This is a genomic window from Pseudomonas sp. NPDC087358, assembly GCF_044900785.1.
Taxonomy (GTDB): domain Bacteria; phylum Pseudomonadota; class Gammaproteobacteria; order Pseudomonadales; family Pseudomonadaceae; genus Aquipseudomonas.
On record NZ_JBJDOA010000017.1, the window covers coordinates 92,419 to 107,932 of the forward strand.

The 15,514-nt window shown below is 60.7% G+C and carries 12 protein-coding genes; 6 read left to right on the forward strand and 6 right to left on the reverse strand.

What is annotated here, in order from left to right; all coding sequences use genetic code 11:
• Positions 1 to 89: 89 nt before the first annotated feature.
• Complete coding sequence (locus ACI2KS_RS27145; RefSeq protein WP_404624110.1) at positions 90 to 956, forward strand: ABC transporter permease; 867 nt, start codon at positions 90 to 92, stop codon at positions 954 to 956.
• 171 nt (positions 957 to 1,127) lie between these two features.
• Positions 1,128 to 2,147: an ABC transporter substrate-binding protein gene (locus ACI2KS_RS27150; RefSeq protein ID WP_404624111.1), complete on the forward strand. Its 1,020-nt coding sequence runs from the start codon at positions 1,128 to 1,130 to the stop codon at positions 2,145 to 2,147.
• 759 nt (positions 2,148 to 2,906) lie between these two features.
• Here the strand turns inward: ACI2KS_RS27150 and ACI2KS_RS27155 are convergent.
• The gene (locus ACI2KS_RS27155; RefSeq protein ID WP_404624112.1) at positions 2,907 to 4,073 is read right to left on the reverse strand and encodes an AAA family ATPase; all 1,167 of its coding nucleotides are present in this window, start codon (positions 4,071 to 4,073) and stop codon (positions 2,907 to 2,909) included.
• Positions 4,074 to 4,230: 157 nt separating this feature from the next.
• Between ACI2KS_RS27155 and ACI2KS_RS27160 the strand changes: the two genes are divergently transcribed.
• The 4 genes from ACI2KS_RS27160 (at position 4,231) to ACI2KS_RS27175 (ending at position 11,924) form a co-directional block, all read left to right on the forward strand.
• Entirely contained in the window at positions 4,231 to 5,358 is a 1,128-nt protein-coding gene (locus tag ACI2KS_RS27160) for an efflux RND transporter periplasmic adaptor subunit (RefSeq protein WP_404624113.1), read from the forward strand.
• A complete protein-coding gene (locus tag ACI2KS_RS27165; protein ID WP_404624114.1) occupies positions 5,355 to 6,425 on the forward strand; it encodes an efflux RND transporter periplasmic adaptor subunit in 1,071 nt (356 codons plus the stop codon). Before ACI2KS_RS27160 ends, ACI2KS_RS27165 begins: the two co-directional genes overlap by 4 nt.
• Positions 6,422 to 9,562 carry an efflux RND transporter permease subunit gene (locus ACI2KS_RS27170; protein WP_404624115.1) on the forward strand — a complete coding sequence of 1,047 codons (3,141 nt, stop codon included), beginning with the start codon at positions 6,422 to 6,424 and terminating at the stop codon, positions 9,560 to 9,562. Before ACI2KS_RS27165 ends, ACI2KS_RS27170 begins: the two co-directional genes overlap by 4 nt.
• A 112-nt stretch (positions 9,563 to 9,674) precedes the next feature.
• Complete coding sequence (locus ACI2KS_RS27175; RefSeq protein ID WP_404624116.1) at positions 9,675 to 11,924, forward strand: glycoside hydrolase; 2,250 nt, start codon at positions 9,675 to 9,677, stop codon at positions 11,922 to 11,924.
• 207 nt (positions 11,925 to 12,131) lie between these two features.
• Here the strand turns inward: ACI2KS_RS27175 and ACI2KS_RS27180 are convergent, their stop codons facing one another.
• From ACI2KS_RS27180 to ACI2KS_RS27200, 5 genes are all read right to left on the reverse strand, one after another.
• Positions 12,132 to 12,758, reverse strand: coding sequence for a class I SAM-dependent methyltransferase (locus ACI2KS_RS27180; protein ID WP_404624117.1), 627 nt, complete (start codon positions 12,756 to 12,758; stop codon positions 12,132 to 12,134).
• A 43-nt stretch (positions 12,759 to 12,801) separates the two neighbouring features.
• Complete coding sequence (locus ACI2KS_RS27185; protein ID WP_404624118.1) at positions 12,802 to 13,068, reverse strand: acyl carrier protein; 267 nt, start codon at positions 13,066 to 13,068, stop codon at positions 12,802 to 12,804.
• Positions 13,052 to 13,627, reverse strand: coding sequence for a hypothetical protein (locus ACI2KS_RS27190; RefSeq protein ID WP_404624119.1), 576 nt, complete (start codon positions 13,625 to 13,627; stop codon positions 13,052 to 13,054). The genes ACI2KS_RS27185 and ACI2KS_RS27190 overlap by 17 nt, the downstream gene beginning before the upstream one ends.
• 123 nt (positions 13,628 to 13,750) lie before the next feature.
• Positions 13,751 to 14,395, reverse strand: coding sequence for a methionine ABC transporter permease (locus ACI2KS_RS27195; protein ID WP_404624120.1), 645 nt, complete (start codon positions 14,393 to 14,395; stop codon positions 13,751 to 13,753).
• Entirely contained in the window at positions 14,385 to 15,512 is a 1,128-nt protein-coding gene (locus ACI2KS_RS27200; RefSeq protein WP_404624121.1) for a methionine ABC transporter ATP-binding protein, read from the reverse strand. Before ACI2KS_RS27200 ends, ACI2KS_RS27195 begins: the two co-directional genes overlap by 11 nt.
• Positions 15,513 to 15,514: the final 2 nt, after the last annotated feature.

Below are 15,514 nucleotides of genomic sequence, written 5' to 3' on the forward strand. Positions count from 1 at the left end.
TCTGTCTGTGACCAATGCATTGACTGATCCATAGCTATCGCGAGCGAGCTCACTCCTACAAGGGGCGTCGACTCAAAGAGATAAACACCATGAGCCTTTCACCCCCGATTCGCGAGGAGTATGAAGTCGCGCTGGAGCCTTTCACTCAGCAAGACCTGGCCCGCGACATCCCTCTGGCGCAACGTATCTGGCAGCAGAGCTGGGTGCGCAAGAGCGTGATTCTGATTGCCCTGGCGGTGATCTGGGAAATTGCCGCGCGCATTCAGGGCAATGACCTGCTGCTGCCCAGCTTCCTGCAAACCGCACAGGCCTTTATCGATGGCATTGCCAGCGGTGAGCTGCTGGTCAAGGTGTGGATTTCCCTGACCGTGTTGGTCAAGGGCTACCTGATCGGCATCGTCCTGGCGTTCGGTCTGACCACGCTGGCGGTATCGACTCAATTGGGTCGTGACCTGCTCGGCACACTGACCGCGATGTTCAATCCGCTGCCGGCCATCGCCTTGCTGCCGCTGTCGTTGCTGTGGTTCGGTCTGGGCGAAAACAGCCTGATTTTCGTGTTGGTGCATTCGGTGTTGTGGGCGTTGGCACTGAACACCTATGCGGGCTTTCTCGGCGTCTCTGAAACCCAGCGCATGGCCGGGCGCAATTATGGCCTCAAGGGTCTGCGCTTCGTCTGGTACATCCTGATTCCGGCTGCGCTGCCGTCGATTCTCGCTGGCCTGAAAATCGGCTGGGCGTTTGCCTGGCGCACCCTGATCGCCGCCGAGCTGGTATTCGGCGCGTCCTCGGGCAAGGGCGGCCTTGGCTGGTACATCTTCCAGAACCGCAACGAGCTGTACACCGACAAGGTGTTCGCCGGCCTTGCGGCGGTCATCATCATCGGCCTGCTGGTGGAAAACCTGTTGTTCAGCAATGTCGAGCGCCTGACCGTAAAGCGCTGGGGCATGCAGCGTTGAGATACCTATGCAGACACCCGCTGTAGCGGTCCGGCTTGCCGGCGGTCGCGATCTTGACGACGCCTGCGCCGGCAAGCCGTGCTGCTGAAAAGCATTCCAACATTCGCTGAGCGGACCGGAGCGCCGGACGTGAAGCCTGCCAACACTCTTTCTTTTTTTTGTGAGGATTTCATGGGGACTTCATTCAAACGCCCGGCGCTGACCGTGCTGGCAACCACGTTCGGTCTGCTCGGTGCCCTGCTGAGCAGCGGCGCCCACGCCGAAGGCAAGATCAGCATCGCCCAGCAATTCGGTATCGGCTATCTGATCCTCGACGTGGTGCAGCAGCAGAAACTGATCGAGAAACACGGCAAGGAACAGGGCATCGACATCAAGGTGGACTGGAACAGTATTTCCGGCGCGACGGCGATGAACGAAGCACTGCTGGCGGGCGCGCTGGACGTGGTGTCGGCGGGCGTCCCACCGATGCTGACCATCTGGGACCGGACCAAAGGCAAGCAGAACGTCAAGGCCATCGCCTCGCTCGGTTCGATGCCTAACTACCTGCTCAGCAACAAGCCCGATGTGAAAACCATCAACGATTTCACCGACAAGGATCGCATCGCGGTTCCGGCGGCGGGCGTGGGGTTTCAGTCGCGCACCCTGCAGATCGAAACCGCCAAGCTGTTCGGTAACGACAACTACAAGAAATTCGACAACATCTCCGTCAGCCTGCCGCACCCGGATGCCACCTCGGCGTTGATCGCCGGTGGTTCTGAGATCAGCGCGCACTTCTCCAGTCCGCCGTTCCAGTATCAGGAACTGGAGAACCCCAACGTGCATAAAGTGCTCAGTTCCTACGACGTGCTAGGTGGTCAGGCCACGTTCAACGTGCTCTATACCACGCAGAAATTCCACGACGAAAACCCCAAGACCTACAAGGCGTTTTACGACGCGCTGGCTGAGGCCGAGAAGATCATCAAGGCCGACAAGCCTGCCGCGGCCAAGACCTACATCGACGTCGAGAAGTCCAAGCTGCCCCTGCCGTTGGTTGAGAAGATCGTCTCGGACCCGGAAATCGACTTCACCATCGTCCCGCAACGCACCTACATCTACGCCGAAAAGCTGCATGAAATCGGCGTGCTGAAAAACAAGGCCGACAGCTGGAAAGATTTCTTCTTCGAAGAAGCCCATGGTGGTGCCGGAAGCTGATGCGCTGGCCTGACGTGCACTGCGCTTGTGCCCAACGCGTGGGAGATTGGCTTGCCAGCGATCTGGCGCGAGGCGGTAGCCAAGCCGGAGCATAGGGTCTACCTGATGCTCCGCGTACTCCCATCTTACGACCGCTTCGCGGCCGATCGTCGGCAAGCCGAACTCCCACGGCCTTCGGCCAGAATCAAGACCTCGGCAAGCGACCTCGGCAAGCGACCTCGGCAAGCCGGAGTGCTACAGGGGAGCGCGGTGCTTCGGATCTGCTTCTGGCCGCAATCTGTAGGAGTGAGCTTGCTCGCGATAAGGGTAGGCCTGACACCTATCTGTTGAATGGGAGTGAGCAATCGCGAGCAAGCTCACTCCTACAGGATCTAGGCACGCTCAATCCGGCCAATGCCAGGCCGGTTGATCGAGCATTCCCGGGCCGACGAGAGCGTGGGTGCTTCGGATCTGCTTCTGGCCGCAATCTGTAGGAGTGAGCTTGCTCGCGATAAGGGTAGGCCTGACACCTATCTGTTGAATGCGAGTGAGCAATCGCGAGCGAGCTCACTCCTACAGGATGTCGGCACGCTCAATCCGGCCAATGCCAGGCCGGTTGATCGAGCATTCCCGGGCCGACGAGAGTGCGGTGCTTCGGATCTGCTTCCGGCCGCAATCTGTTGGAGTGAGCTTGCTCGCGATAAAGTAGGCCTGACACCTATCTGTTGAATGCCAGTGAGCAATCGCGAGCGAGCTCACTCCTACAGGATCTAGGCACGCTCAATCCGGCCAATGCCAAGCCGGTTGATCGAGCATTCCCTGGCCGACAACCCCGGTTTGTCCCAGGTCCTTCTCAAGCACGATGCAGTTGCACTCCGGATCCCGCTCCAACGCCGCGATCAGGCGGCTGGCGTGGGAAACGACCCATACCTGGCAGCTGTGTGACGCGCCAATGATCAGGCGTGCCAGCGCTGGCAGCAGGTCCGGATGCAGGCTGGTCTCCGGCTCGTTGAGCACCATCATGGTTGGCGGGCGGGGTGTCAGCAGGGCGGCGATCAGCAGCAGGTAACGCAGGGTGCCGTCCGATAGCTCAGCCGCTGACAACGGGCGCAGCAGGCCTTCCTGATAAAACTCCAGGGCAAACAGCCCGCCGCCCTGGGCGTTGATCTGCACGCGGGCGCCGGGAAATGCATCACTGATGGCGGCGTCCAGCGCCTCGGGTTCGCCGATTTCGCGGATCGTCTGCAAGGCCGCCGCCAGATCCCGACCGTCGTGATGCAGCACCGGCGTACGGGTTCCCAATTGCGCCTTGCGAGCAGGAGCATCGGCGTCGCTGCGAAAGTGGTCATAAAATCGCCAGCCACGAATGCTTTCGCGCAACTGCAGCACTTCTGGTGAGGAACGCAGGTTGCCGACTTGATCGAACAGACTGTCGAATGTCGGCGTATGTTGCGCCAGCACATCCCAGCTGCGGCCTTCGCGGGTGCGGATCATGGGGCCGGCGCGGTCGACCAGCAGGCTGGCGGGACGATACAGAGGGCCGGCCCAGATGCACTCGCGCTTGATCTCAGGGTCGAGGGCAAAGGCAGTCGGTGCCAACGGCGGTGGCGGCAGGCCGAGGGAAATCGCGTAGCTGAAGTCTACCCCGGCAAAACCCAGGCGCAGGCGCACGACATCCTTGCGCGGGCCGCCCTGAATCTCTACTTCGCCATTGCGCATGCGCCTGCTGATGCGTTCAGGGCCCGCCCAGAACGTGGATTTCAGCCCGCCTTCGCGAGCCAACGCACTGATGACGCCGCCTTGCGCGGTTTCGGCCAGCAAACGCAGGGCGCGATACAGATTCGATTTGCCGCTGCCGTTGGGGCCGGTGACCAGGTTCAAGCGCGCAAGCGGCACCACCAGCGTGTTGATCGAACGATAGTTAGCGACGGCGAGGGTGGTGAGCATCGAGCTTTCCTTGCTGGGTGCAGGCGCGAATGAGTGATCAGGTTCGGCGGAGTTTAGCGGCGTGAGGAACCCTGATCTACGCTCACAGTCGCATGATCACATCACAATGGCGCTCAGCGACGTGGTGTGCGCAACGGCATTGGCACAAGGAGCTTGCATGCCCGCTTTACCCCCCGTTTTCAAAAACAGCCTGACCGCCGTGGGACTCGGCCTTTGCCTGACGCTTGTGTCCGGTTGCGGCAAGGAAAAGCCCAGCGAACCGGTTCGTCCGCGCGTACAGGCGCAGGAAGTCAAAACGGCGGATTTTGCCGCGGCCGTTGCCCTCACGGGTGATATCCAGGCTCGGGTGCAGACGCAGTTGTCGTTCCGCGTCGGCGGCAAGATCATCCAGCGCATGGTCGATGTGGGGGACCGGATCAGTGCCCGGCAAGTACTCGCCAAGCTTGATCCCAAGGATTTACAGACCAACGTCGATTCAGCGATTGCCGCCCAAGCTGCCGAGCAGGCGCGGGTCAAGCAAACCGCCGCCGCGTTCGTGCGTCAGGAAAAACTCTTGCCCAAGGGTTACACCAGCCGCAGTGAATACGACGCCGCACAGGCGCAACTGCGGGGAAGCCAGAGCGCGCTCAAGGCCGCTCAGGCGCAACTGGCCAATGCCCGCGAACAACTGGGCTACACCTCACTGATTGCCGACGCGCCGGGCATCATTACCGCGCGTCAGGCCGAAGTCGGTCAGGTGGTGCAGGCCACCATGCCGATCTTCAGTCAAGCACGGGACGGCGAGCGTGATGCGGTGTTCAACGTCTACGAGTCGCTGTTCGTCAACCCGCCGACTGATCAGCCCGTTGAAGTCACGCTGCTGGACAATCCGCAGATAAAAACCAGCGGCAAGGTCCGCGAGGTCACGCCTGCGGTTTCGGCGCAGACCGGCACCTTGCAGGTGAAAATCGCTCTGGCTTCGTTGCCGCAAGGTATGCAGCTGGGCTCGGTGGTCAGCGCGGCCCTGAGCATTCCGGCCAGGCAAAGCGTCGAGCTGCCATGGTCGGCCCTGACCAAAGGGCTGGGTGATCAGCTTGGCAAACCCGCTGTGTGGGTGGTCGACGACCAGAACAAGGTCAGCCTGCGCGGTGTCACCGTGGGGCGTTACCTGACCGGTAAAGTGGTGATCGTCGATGGCCTGAAAAACGGCGAGAAAGTCGTGGTCGCGGGTAATCAGTTATTGCACCCGGATATGCAGGTCGAACTCGCCGATGTCTACAAGGACCTGACAGGAGCGCCGCAATGAAGCGTCTGTCAGGGGTGCTGCTCACCGGTCTGTTGCTCGGTGCCTGCAGCAAGGAAGAGCCGCCACCGGAGCCGGTGCGCCCGGTGTTGTTCGTCGAGGTCAAACCCCAGAGCGAAGAAAGCCTGGGGCGTTTTGCCGGCAACATCGCCGCGCGTTATGAAAGCACGCTGGGTTTCCGCGTATCGGGGCGCATTGCGCAACGCAACGTGGATGTCGGCGCGCAAGTCAAGAAGGGTGATCTGCTGGCCGTTCTCGACCCCACCGATCAGCAAAACCAGGTACGTTCCACCCAGGGCGATCTGGCCCGGGTCGAGGCGCAGCTGATCAATGCTCAGGCCAACGCCCGGCGCCAACAGGAACTGTTCGACCGAGGCGTCGGCGCCCAGGCGGCGCTGGACGTTGCGGTGACCGATCTGAAAACCACGCAGTCTTCCTACGATCAGTCCAAGGCTGCGTTACAGCAGGCCAAGGATCAACTGAGCTACAGCGAGTTGCGGACCGACCATGACGCGGTCGTGACTGAGTGGAAAGTCGAAGCAGGCCAGGTAGTCAGCGCAGGCGAGCAGGTGGTGACGCTGGCACGGCCGGATATCAAGGAGGCGGTGATCGACCTGCCGGGCGCCCTGGCCGAGCAATTGCCCCGGGATGTGGTGTTCAAGGTGGCCAGCCAGCTGGAGCCGGACATCAACACCACCGCCACGCTACGCGAACTGGAGCCCCAGGCCGAGAGCTCCACCCGCACCCGACGTGCACGCTTGACCCTGGCCGACACGCCGCCGTCGTTTCGCCTGGGCACTGCCATCAGCGTCACCCTCAGCTCGGCCATCGAGCCGCGTATCGAGTTGCCCGCCAACGCGCTGCAGGAGGTCGACGGCAAGACGCAGATATGGATCATCGACATGCAGAGCCAGACCGTCTCACCGCATGCGGTCAGTGTCGTCAGCCGGGACAACGACAGCGTTGTGGTCGCGGGTGGCGTCAAGGGTGGCGAGCGTGTTGTCACCGCCGGTGTGAACAGCCTCAAACCGGGGCAGAAAGTCAAAGTCGATAAGGACAGCCCACGATGAAAGGGAAGTTCAACCTCTCCGATTGGGCGCTCAAGCATCAGTCATTCGTCTGGTACCTGATGTTCGTCGGCTTGCTGATGGGCGTGTTTTCTTACATGAATCTGGGGCGCGAGGAGGATCCCTCGTTCACCATCAAGACCATGGTCATCCAGACCCGCTGGCCTGGCGCGACCGTGGATGAAACCCTGGAGCAGGTCACCGACCGCATCGAGAAAAAGCTCGAAGAGCTCGATTCACTCGACTACGTGAAGAGTTACACCCGGCCGGGTGAGTCGACGGTGTTTGTCTACTTGCGCGACACCACCAGCGCCGGTGCGATTCCGGACATCTGGTATCAGGTCCGTAAAAAGATCGACGACATTCGCGGCACCTTCCCGCAAGGTCTGCAAGGCCCGGCGTTCAATGACGAATTCGGCGACGTATACGGGTCGATCTATGCCTTTACCGCCGATGGCCTGACCCTGCGTCAATTGCGCGATTACGTCGAGCAAGTGCGGGTGCAGATCCGTGATGTGCCGGGCCTGGGTAAGGTCGAGATGATCGGCCAGCAGGACGAGGTCATCTACCTGAACTTCTCCACCCGCAAACTGGCGGCGCTGGGGCTGGATCAGCGGCAAGTGGTGCAAAGCCTTCAATCGCAGAATACCGTGACGCCGGCCGGCGTGATCGAGGCAGGTCCGGAGCGGATTTCGGTGCGCACCTCGGGGCAGTTCCAGTCGGAAAAAGACCTGGAGACCGTCAATCTGCGACTCAACGACCGCTTCTATCGGCTCAGCGACATCGCCGAAATCAGCCGCGGTTATGTCGATCCACCCAAGCCGCTGTTTCGCTTCGACGGCAAGCCCGCGATCGGTCTTGCGATTGCGATGAAAAAGGGCGGCAACGTTCAGGAGTTCGGCAAGCAGCTGCATGCGCGTATGGAAGCCGCCACTGCCGACCTGCCTATCGGCGTGGGCGTGAATAACGTGTCGGATCAGGCCCAGGTGGTGGAAAAGGCTGTCGGCGGTTTCACCAGTGCCTTGTTTGAAGCGGTAGTGATCGTGCTGATCGTCAGCTTCATCAGCCTGGGCATGCGTGCCGGGCTGGTGGTGGCGTGTTCGATTCCGCTGGTGCTGGCCATGGTCTTCGTGTTCATGGAATACAGCGGCATCACCATGCAGCGTATCTCGCTGGGCGCCTTGATCATTGCGCTGGGATTGCTGGTGGACGATGCCATGATCACCGTCGAGATGATGGTCTCCCGGCTGGAGCTGGGGGACACCAAGGAGCAGGCCGCCACGTTTGCCTATACCTCGACGGCGTTTCCGATGCTCACCGGTACGCTGGTGACCGTCGCCGGTTTCGTGCCCATTGGCCTGAATGCCAGCTCGGCGGGTGAATACACCTTCACCCTGTTTGCGGTGATTGCCGTGGCAATGTTGGTGTCATGGATCGTCGCGGTGCTGTTTGCGCCCGTGATAGGGGTGCACATTCTCAAGGAGAACATCAAAAAGAAAGACGAGCACACCAAGCCGGGTCGCATCGCCCGTGCCTTCAACGGCTCGATGTTCTGGGCCATGCGTCATCGCTGGTTGACCATCATCATCACGGTGCTGCTGTTCGCCACCTCGGTGTTCTGCATGCGCTTTGTCCAGAATCAGTTTTTCCCTTCGTCCGACCGCCCGGAAATCCTGGTGGACCTCAACCTGCCGCAGAACGCCTCCATCAACGAGACGCGCAAGGCGGTGGATAAGCTGGAAGCGACCCTCAAGGACGACCCGGACATCGTTCGCTGGAGCACGTATATCGGCCAGGGCGCGGTGCGTTTTTACCTGCCGCTGGACCAGCAGTTGGAGAATCCGTACTACGCCCAGCTGGTGATCGTCAGCAAGGGCCTGGAAGAACGCGGTGCGCTGATGGCCCGTCTGAACAAGCGACTGCGCGAAGATTTCGTCGGCATCGGCACCTACGTTCAGCCGCTGGAAATGGGCCCTCCGGTGGGGCGCCCGATCCAGTACCGGGTCAGTGGCGAGGACATCGACAAGGTGCGCCAGCACGCGATCGAACTGGCCACCCTGCTCGACCAGAACCAGCACATCGGCGAGATGATCTACGACTGGAACGAACCGGGCAAAGTGCTGCGCATCGATATCAACCAGGACAAGGCCCGGCAACTGGGGCTTTCATCCGAGGACGTGGCGCAGCTGATGAACAGTATCGTCACCGGCTCGGCCGTGACCCAGGTGCGCGATGATATCTACCTGATCAACGTGGTGGGTCGTGCGGTGGATGCCGAGCGAGGTACCCCTGAGACCCTGCAGAATCTGCAGATCGTCACTCCACACGGCGTATCGATCCCCTTGCTGGCGTTCGCCAATGTGCGCTACGAGATGGAGCAGCCACTGGTCTGGCGGCGTGACCGCAAGCCGACCATCACCATCAAGGCCGCCGTGCGCGACGACATGCAGCCCACCGATCTGGTCAAGGAACTGAAACCGCAAATAGACAAGTTCGCCTCCGGACTGCCGGTGGGTTACAAGGTCGCCACCGGCGGTACGGTCGAGGAGAGCGGTAAGGCTCAGGGACCGATCGCCAAGGTCGTGCCGCTGATGATCTTCCTGATGGCAACGTTCCTGATGATCCAGCTGCACAGTGTGCAGAAGATGTTCCTGGTGGCCAGTGTCGCGCCGCTGGGCCTGATCGGCGTGGTACTGGCGCTAGTGCCCACCGGCACGCCCATGGGCTTCGTGGCGATTCTGGGGATTCTCGCGCTGATCGGCATCATCATCCGCAATTCGGTGATTCTGGTGACACAGATTCACGAGTATGAGGTCGCCGGTTATCTGCCATGGGACGCGGTGGCCGAAGCGACCGAACATCGCCGCCGGCCAATCCTGCTGACAGCGGCCGCCGCCAGCCTGGGCATGATCCCGATCGCCCGCGAGGTGTTCTGGGGCCCGATGGCCTACGCCATGATCGGCGGCATCATCATCGCGACCTTGCTCACCCTGCTGTTCCTGCCAGCGCTGTACGTGGCCTGGTACAAGATCAAGGAACCGACCCAGGAGCAGCGCGACAAGGCCGACGCCGAGAAGCGCAAGCGTGAGGAGCAACAGGACAAGGACGAGCACGATGGCGCGCAACCGGCTGCGGATTGAGCACGGTTGTCGGTTGCATCTGAAGTGACACGCTGATTTCGGACGTGTCTGACAGACAGCCATCAGCCCGCCGATTAAGGTGCATGGCCTTCATCGCCGGGCGGGTGTCGCTGTGCTCCTTCTTTCATCGCGTTTACGTCACCTGCTGTGCTTCTGCGCATGGCTGTTCGCGCCCCTTGCTGGCGGTGCAACGCTTGAAAACGACCTCTGGCGGGTCGAACTGGATCCGGCAACGTTGGCCATTCAGGTGGTGCCGGCCGGGCAGTCAGCGGTGCAGGCTTCACGCGGTGTCAGTACTCATCGTGTCAGCCGCTACGAAACAGACGCGAATCGGCTGGTGTGGCAATGGGACGAGGGCGCCTGGCTGATCGAGGCACGGCTTGAACAGCGCGAGTTATTGCTGACGGTGGAAGCACGTGATCCGGGGGTGCTGGAGTTGCTCGACCAGCCGCCAGAGGCGACGGGTAAGGCGCTGATCTGGCCGCTCGCTGAGGGGCATTATGTCCCGCGTGGCGATGGGGTCTGGCAACGGTTTCTGTCCGCGCAGGGCGAACTCAACACCACGCAGGATCTGAGTTTGCCGTTGTGGGGCATGCATCATGAGGCGTTCAGCCTCACCTGGTTGCTGACCAATCCGTTCAACAACCGTCTGCAACTGAAACCACAACAGGATGCGCTGGCCATTTCGTTGAGTCATGAGTTCACCTCGCTCGACGTCAGCGCCCCCATGACGCTGCGCTTGTATCTGGGCGACGCGGATCCACTGGCAGGAGCACGCCGTTACCGACAGTGGTTGATCGATAACGGTACCTACCAGACCCTCGACGAAAAATTCAACCGGACGCCCGACGGTCGCAAGTTGCTTGGCGCGACGCACGTTTACCTGTGGGGCAATGATCTGCTGGGTCCGGCTGATGTCCGATCCTGGAAGCGACTGGTCGACGTCCTTGGGTCACCTGCCCCGCTGGCCGTTCGGCTGCGTGGTCACCTGGACCGGGAAGCAGGCGCGATACTTGACCGAAAACCTGCATCATTGCAGCACTGGGAGCAGGCGGTTGTATTGCGCGGCCTCAACGCTGCTGTCAATGCGCTCGCCAGGCAAGGCTGGCAGCATGACGCGCTGCCGGATATGCAACGTCTTGCCTCGGGTTATGGGGAGCTGCGCAAGAAAATCGCCCAGCTGTTTACCGACGCGCTCATCGAGCAACCGTCCGCTTGGGGCGGGACGTTGTCCGAGGCCTTGATTCGGGATTTGCGCGCTGCGGGGCTGTCTGGTCTGTGGCTCGGCCTGGGTGAAGGGTGGGAAGGTGGCCTGTGGCACCCCGAAGCCGTTCGCGCGGCGGTGCGGGCGGGGTATCTGATCGCGCCCTACGACTCATACCAGACGGCATTATCAGCCGGTGAAAACCCGGAGTGGACCACTGCCCATCTGGGCGGCGATGCTCATCGCTATTGCGCAGTCGTGTTGCGCGATGGCACGTTCAAGTCCGGCTTCCAGCAGTCCGGGCATTACACCGATCCGCATTGCGTGCGGCCATTGCTTGAGGCGCGGATCGAGGCGATTCGGGGCGCCGCCGGTTTCAACAGCTGGTTCCTTGATGCATACGCTACGGCAATGGTGTTCGACAGTTACCGTCGCGGTGCCACCATGACGCAGGCGCAAAATGCGGCTGGCAATATCGACGCTTCACGCTGGGTGGCCGAAACACAGGAAATGGTCGCAGGTTCGGAGGATGGCAATGCGCTTACGGCTGAAGGCATTCTTTTCGCTCATGGCATGCAGACCCCAGTGATCGGCTGGGGTGACCCGCAGCTCAACCAGAACAGCAAATCATCCTCGTACATGGGCAGCTGGTACCCGCCAGAACAGCCCGGCGTGTTCTTCAACGCCGTGCCGATCAAAGAGCCTTATCACACCGTACATTTCGACCCCACGACACGCCTGCCGCTTTACCAGTCAGTGTTCCATGGCTCGATCATCACCACTCATCACTGGCTGTTCGACAGCCTGAAGCTGAGCAATGTCAGGACGCAGAACGAACTCACCCAATTGCTGTACAACGTGCCACCGCTCTACCACTTGAGCCGCGCTACCTTGCACGACCGACTGCAGGCCATGCAGCGACAGGATGCGTTCTTCAAGCCGCTGCATGAGCGGCTGGGCAATCAAGCCATGACGCGGTTCGACTGGCTGACCGAGGATCGGCAGGTACAACGAACGACCTTCGCCGATGGCACCAGGCTAGTAGCGAACTTTGATGGGCAAATGCGCGAGGTCGATGGTCAGTGGTTCACCGCGAACAGCATTACGGCAATCGAGCCTGATGGCGCAATGGTTGTCTATCAGTCCCAGGACAGGTGAGTGTCATATCTCATGCCGTTGTAGTCCGACACTTGCGAGGCTGCCGGTTTGCTACCGCTTCGCGGCAGATCGTCGGCGAGCCAACTCCCACGGCCTTCGGCCAGAATCAAAAGCAGGCGGCGCGATCGACCAAAGCTGCTTGAGGCGGTTGTTTGAAGCCATAGAGTCTCCCACGCCCTCCGGGCAGAAGCAGTCACGTGCTGGGCTTCAAACCCTGCGCCAGACGCTTGCCAGCCAAGGCTGCTGCTCTCTTGGCAGGCCCTCTGGGCGGTAATAGTGCTCGACTTCCCCAAATCCGGCTTCGATCAGCAGTGCGCTCCAGGACTCCAGATCGTGAAACGAGCCGTATCGCTCGCCTTTCCAGCCTTCCTGATTGTTGCCGCGAGGGTTGGAGCTGAACAGCACGCCGCCGGGCTTCAAGGCGGCGCGTAGCTGCCGCAATATGCGCGGCAGTTCCTGTCGTGGGATGTGAAACAAAGAGGCGTTGGCAAAAATGCCGTCGAAGCGCTCGGCAGGCAGGTCGAGCTCGAGAAAATTCTGATGCAGCACCTGGCAACCGCTGTCGAGGCGAGCCATTTCGGCAAATCGCGCCGAGCCGTCCAGGCCCGTGGCGATGTGGCCCATCGCGGTAAACGTCTGCAGATCACGGCCCGGGCCGCAGCCAAAATCGAGAATCTCAAACGGCGCAACGCCTTGGACATTACGCAGCAACGCCTCGATGTTCTGGCTGACATCATGATCCCGTGTGCCCTCACGAAAGCCTTCGGCGACGTCGTCGTAGTTGCCTAGCGTGGTGGCGGTGATCTGAGCGAGGTCCTGCGGATCGAGTTTCATCGTGCGGCCATCTGAGCGGGGAAAGCCGCCAATATACCCCCGCTCAGGTTTTGATCAATTGCTCAGCAACGATCAAATCGACCACCTCGTCGATGGTTTCGATCCGTGCCCAATCTTCAGGCGTTGGCTTCAGTTTGTATTGCCACTTCACCTGCATCATGAAACAGGTGAGATCGTCATCAATGATGTCGAAGTCGCGAATGAAATTGGTAGCAGACGTGACGGTTTCTTGCGGGATAAAGCCAATGATAGAAACAAAAAGCTCAATCACTTCCTGAGTTAGCTGCGCCCGATCAGCTTTGTTTTCCATTTCTCGCCTCGTATGCACACAGACCAATGCTCACCAGATCGAATACTGCCAGCCCTGCGGCCACGAAGGGAATTCCTCTTCCGATAACGCCGAAGACCCTCACTGTGCCGAATGTGGCTTTTGCCATCCTCGCCGCCGTCGGTTGGCGGATGAGTGTGCGGGGGAAGAAGCGCATGCCGATCAGGCTGGCGAGGTTGGTCGTTCTGCTTGAGCCAGCGTGCACCCATGCTCCGACGGCTGTTTTGCTGATTGGGATTCCTGCTGAGGCCGTAATCGCTGTTGCGGCGGTCAAGCCGTAATGCGCCTTCGTACATTCCCAAAGCGTTTCAAACGTGGTCTCGGGTAACGATGGGTTCGTCCGTACGCCTTTGACTAACTCATGAGCCATGGCACCCGTTGTCCACGACTGCGAAGGGAGTATTAACGTGCCTGGGCATGAGGTCATCATCGAGATTCGCAAATTGAATGCTACTAGGCTCGAGGATCCGAGATTCACCCCTTCTTTCTGCAATTCATGAACCGTACTGAAAACAGCGTCTGATAATTCCACCTCTTGCATCTGCCAGCCTCCGAGTGATTCAACCTTTCAAGGGCCGGGAGGCTAGCGGATTTAACTGAAGCAATTCCTTTCTCGAAAATAAATGGAGCTTTCGCACCTTTTCAGGGGAAAGCTCCTACCCATTTACCGCTTATTCAACCGCACCGCCAACCGATCCCCACCCAGTTGGATCAATGCCACCAACACCACCAGCAACACGATGACGGTGAGCATTACCTGTGTATCAAAGCGCTGATAACCGTAGCGGTAGGCGATGTCGCCCAGGCCGCCGGCGCCGATTGCACCGGCCATGGCCGAGGAGTTGATCATGGTCACCAGCGTGATGGTGAAACCGCCGACGATGCCTGGCAGGGCTTCGGGCAGGAGCACGTGCCAGACGATGTGCCAGCGTCGGCAACCCATGGCTTGCGCAGCCTCGATCAGGCCATGATCGACTTCGCGCAGGCTGACTTCGGCGATGCGTGCAAAGAACGGCGTGGCGGCGATGGTCAGTGGCACGACAGCGGCCCAGACGCCATAAGTGGTGCCGACGATCAGCCGGGTGAAGGGGATCAGTGCCACCATCAGGATTAGAAACGGCACCGAGCGGAAGATATTCACGAAGGCGCCTAGCACCCGGTTCACATTGGGCGCTTCGAAGATGCCGCCTTTGCCGCTGGTGACCAGGATCACCGCCAGGGGAATGCCCAGGATCAGCGCGATCAGCGACGACACCCCGACCATCAGGAAGGTATCGAGGACGCCTTGCCACAGTCGATCAAGCCACATAACCCAGTACCTTTGCGTGTTGCGCCTGCTTGCGAGCGCGGATGAGCAGTTCTTCCACCGACAACGGCGAGTGATTGATTGCCAGCAACAGACGCCCCAGAGCACGCCCCTGAATGCGTTCGACACCGCCGTGCAAGAGGCTGACTCGGCCGCCGAATGCGCTGAACAGCGCCGACAGGTCAGGCTCCTGGCCGTTGCTGCCGGTAAATTGCAAATCGAGCACGACGCTTGAGTGCTTGTCGTCCGGCTGCGCCTGCAAACGCGCCTGGATGTCTTCGGGCAGCGCATGCTGCAGCGGTGCCAGCAGGGTCTTGCTGACCTCATGCTGCGGGTCGCCGAACACCTGCCAGACCGGGCCTTGCTCGACGATCTGACCGCGCTCGAGTACCACCACCCGGTCGCAGATTTCGCGGATGACCGCCATCTCGTGGGTGATCAGGATGATCGTCAGGCCCAGACGCCGATTGATCTCTCGCAGCAGCCCGAGGATCGATTGAGTGGTCTCGGGGTCCAGTGCCGAGGTGGCTTCGTCGCACAACAGAATGGCCGGGTCGTGCACCAGCGCGCGGGCGATGCCGACGCGCTGTTTCTGCCCACCAGAGAGCTGCGCGGGATAGGCTTTGTGCTTATCGCGCAGGCCTACCAGCTCCAGCAGTTCGGTGACCTTGCGCTGACGCTGCTGCTTGGGCACACCGGCGACTTTCAAGGGCAATTCGACGTTCTGCCAGACGGTTTTCGCCGACATCAGGTTGAAGTGCTGGAAGATCATGCCGATGCGCCGGCGCAGTTCCACCAGCTTGTCTTCGTTGAATCCGGCGATGTCTATCTGATCGATCAATACCCGGCCGCTGCTGGGCTGTTCCAGACGGTTGATGGTGCGAATCAGCGATGACTTGCCTGCACCGCTACGGCCGATGATGCCGAACACCTCGCCGCGCTGGATATCCAGATCGATGCCTTGCAGCGCCGGCACCGGCCCTTGCGGACCTTGATAAACCTTGCCGAGCTGGCTGAAGCGCACGTGAGCATGCGCCTTGTCCGGGTGCAGGCGCGCCTGAGTGGCGGAATGCGGGGTTGGCTCTTCCTGTGGCAGGGTGCGTTGCACGGTTGCGTTCATGT

Excerpts from the sequence above, each read along its gene's own strand:
- ACI2KS_RS27145 (WP_404624110.1), top strand. The coding sequence starts at position 90 with ATGAGCCTTTCACCCCCGATTCGCGAGGAGTATGAAGTCGCGCTGGAG.
- ACI2KS_RS27150 (WP_404624111.1), top strand. The coding sequence starts at position 1,128 with ATGGGGACTTCATTCAAACGCCCGGCGCTGACCGTGCTGGCAACCACG.
- ACI2KS_RS27155 (WP_404624112.1), bottom strand. The coding sequence starts at position 4,073 with ATGCTCACCACCCTCGCCGTCGCTAACTATCGTTCGATCAACACGCTG.
- ACI2KS_RS27160 (WP_404624113.1), top strand. The coding sequence starts at position 4,231 with ATGCCCGCTTTACCCCCCGTTTTCAAAAACAGCCTGACCGCCGTGGGA.
- ACI2KS_RS27165 (WP_404624114.1), top strand. The coding sequence starts at position 5,355 with ATGAAGCGTCTGTCAGGGGTGCTGCTCACCGGTCTGTTGCTCGGTGCC.
- ACI2KS_RS27170 (WP_404624115.1), top strand. The coding sequence starts at position 6,422 with ATGAAAGGGAAGTTCAACCTCTCCGATTGGGCGCTCAAGCATCAGTCA.
- ACI2KS_RS27180 (WP_404624117.1), bottom strand. The coding sequence starts at position 12,758 with ATGAAACTCGATCCGCAGGACCTCGCTCAGATCACCGCCACCACGCTA.
- ACI2KS_RS27185 (WP_404624118.1), bottom strand. The coding sequence starts at position 13,068 with ATGGAAAACAAAGCTGATCGGGCGCAGCTAACTCAGGAAGTGATTGAG.
- ACI2KS_RS27190 (WP_404624119.1), bottom strand. The coding sequence starts at position 13,627 with ATGCAAGAGGTGGAATTATCAGACGCTGTTTTCAGTACGGTTCATGAA.
- ACI2KS_RS27195 (WP_404624120.1), bottom strand. The coding sequence starts at position 14,395 with ATGTGGCTTGATCGACTGTGGCAAGGCGTCCTCGATACCTTCCTGATG.
- ACI2KS_RS27200 (WP_404624121.1), bottom strand. The coding sequence starts at position 15,512 with ATGAACGCAACCGTGCAACGCACCCTGCCACAGGAAGAGCCAACCCCG.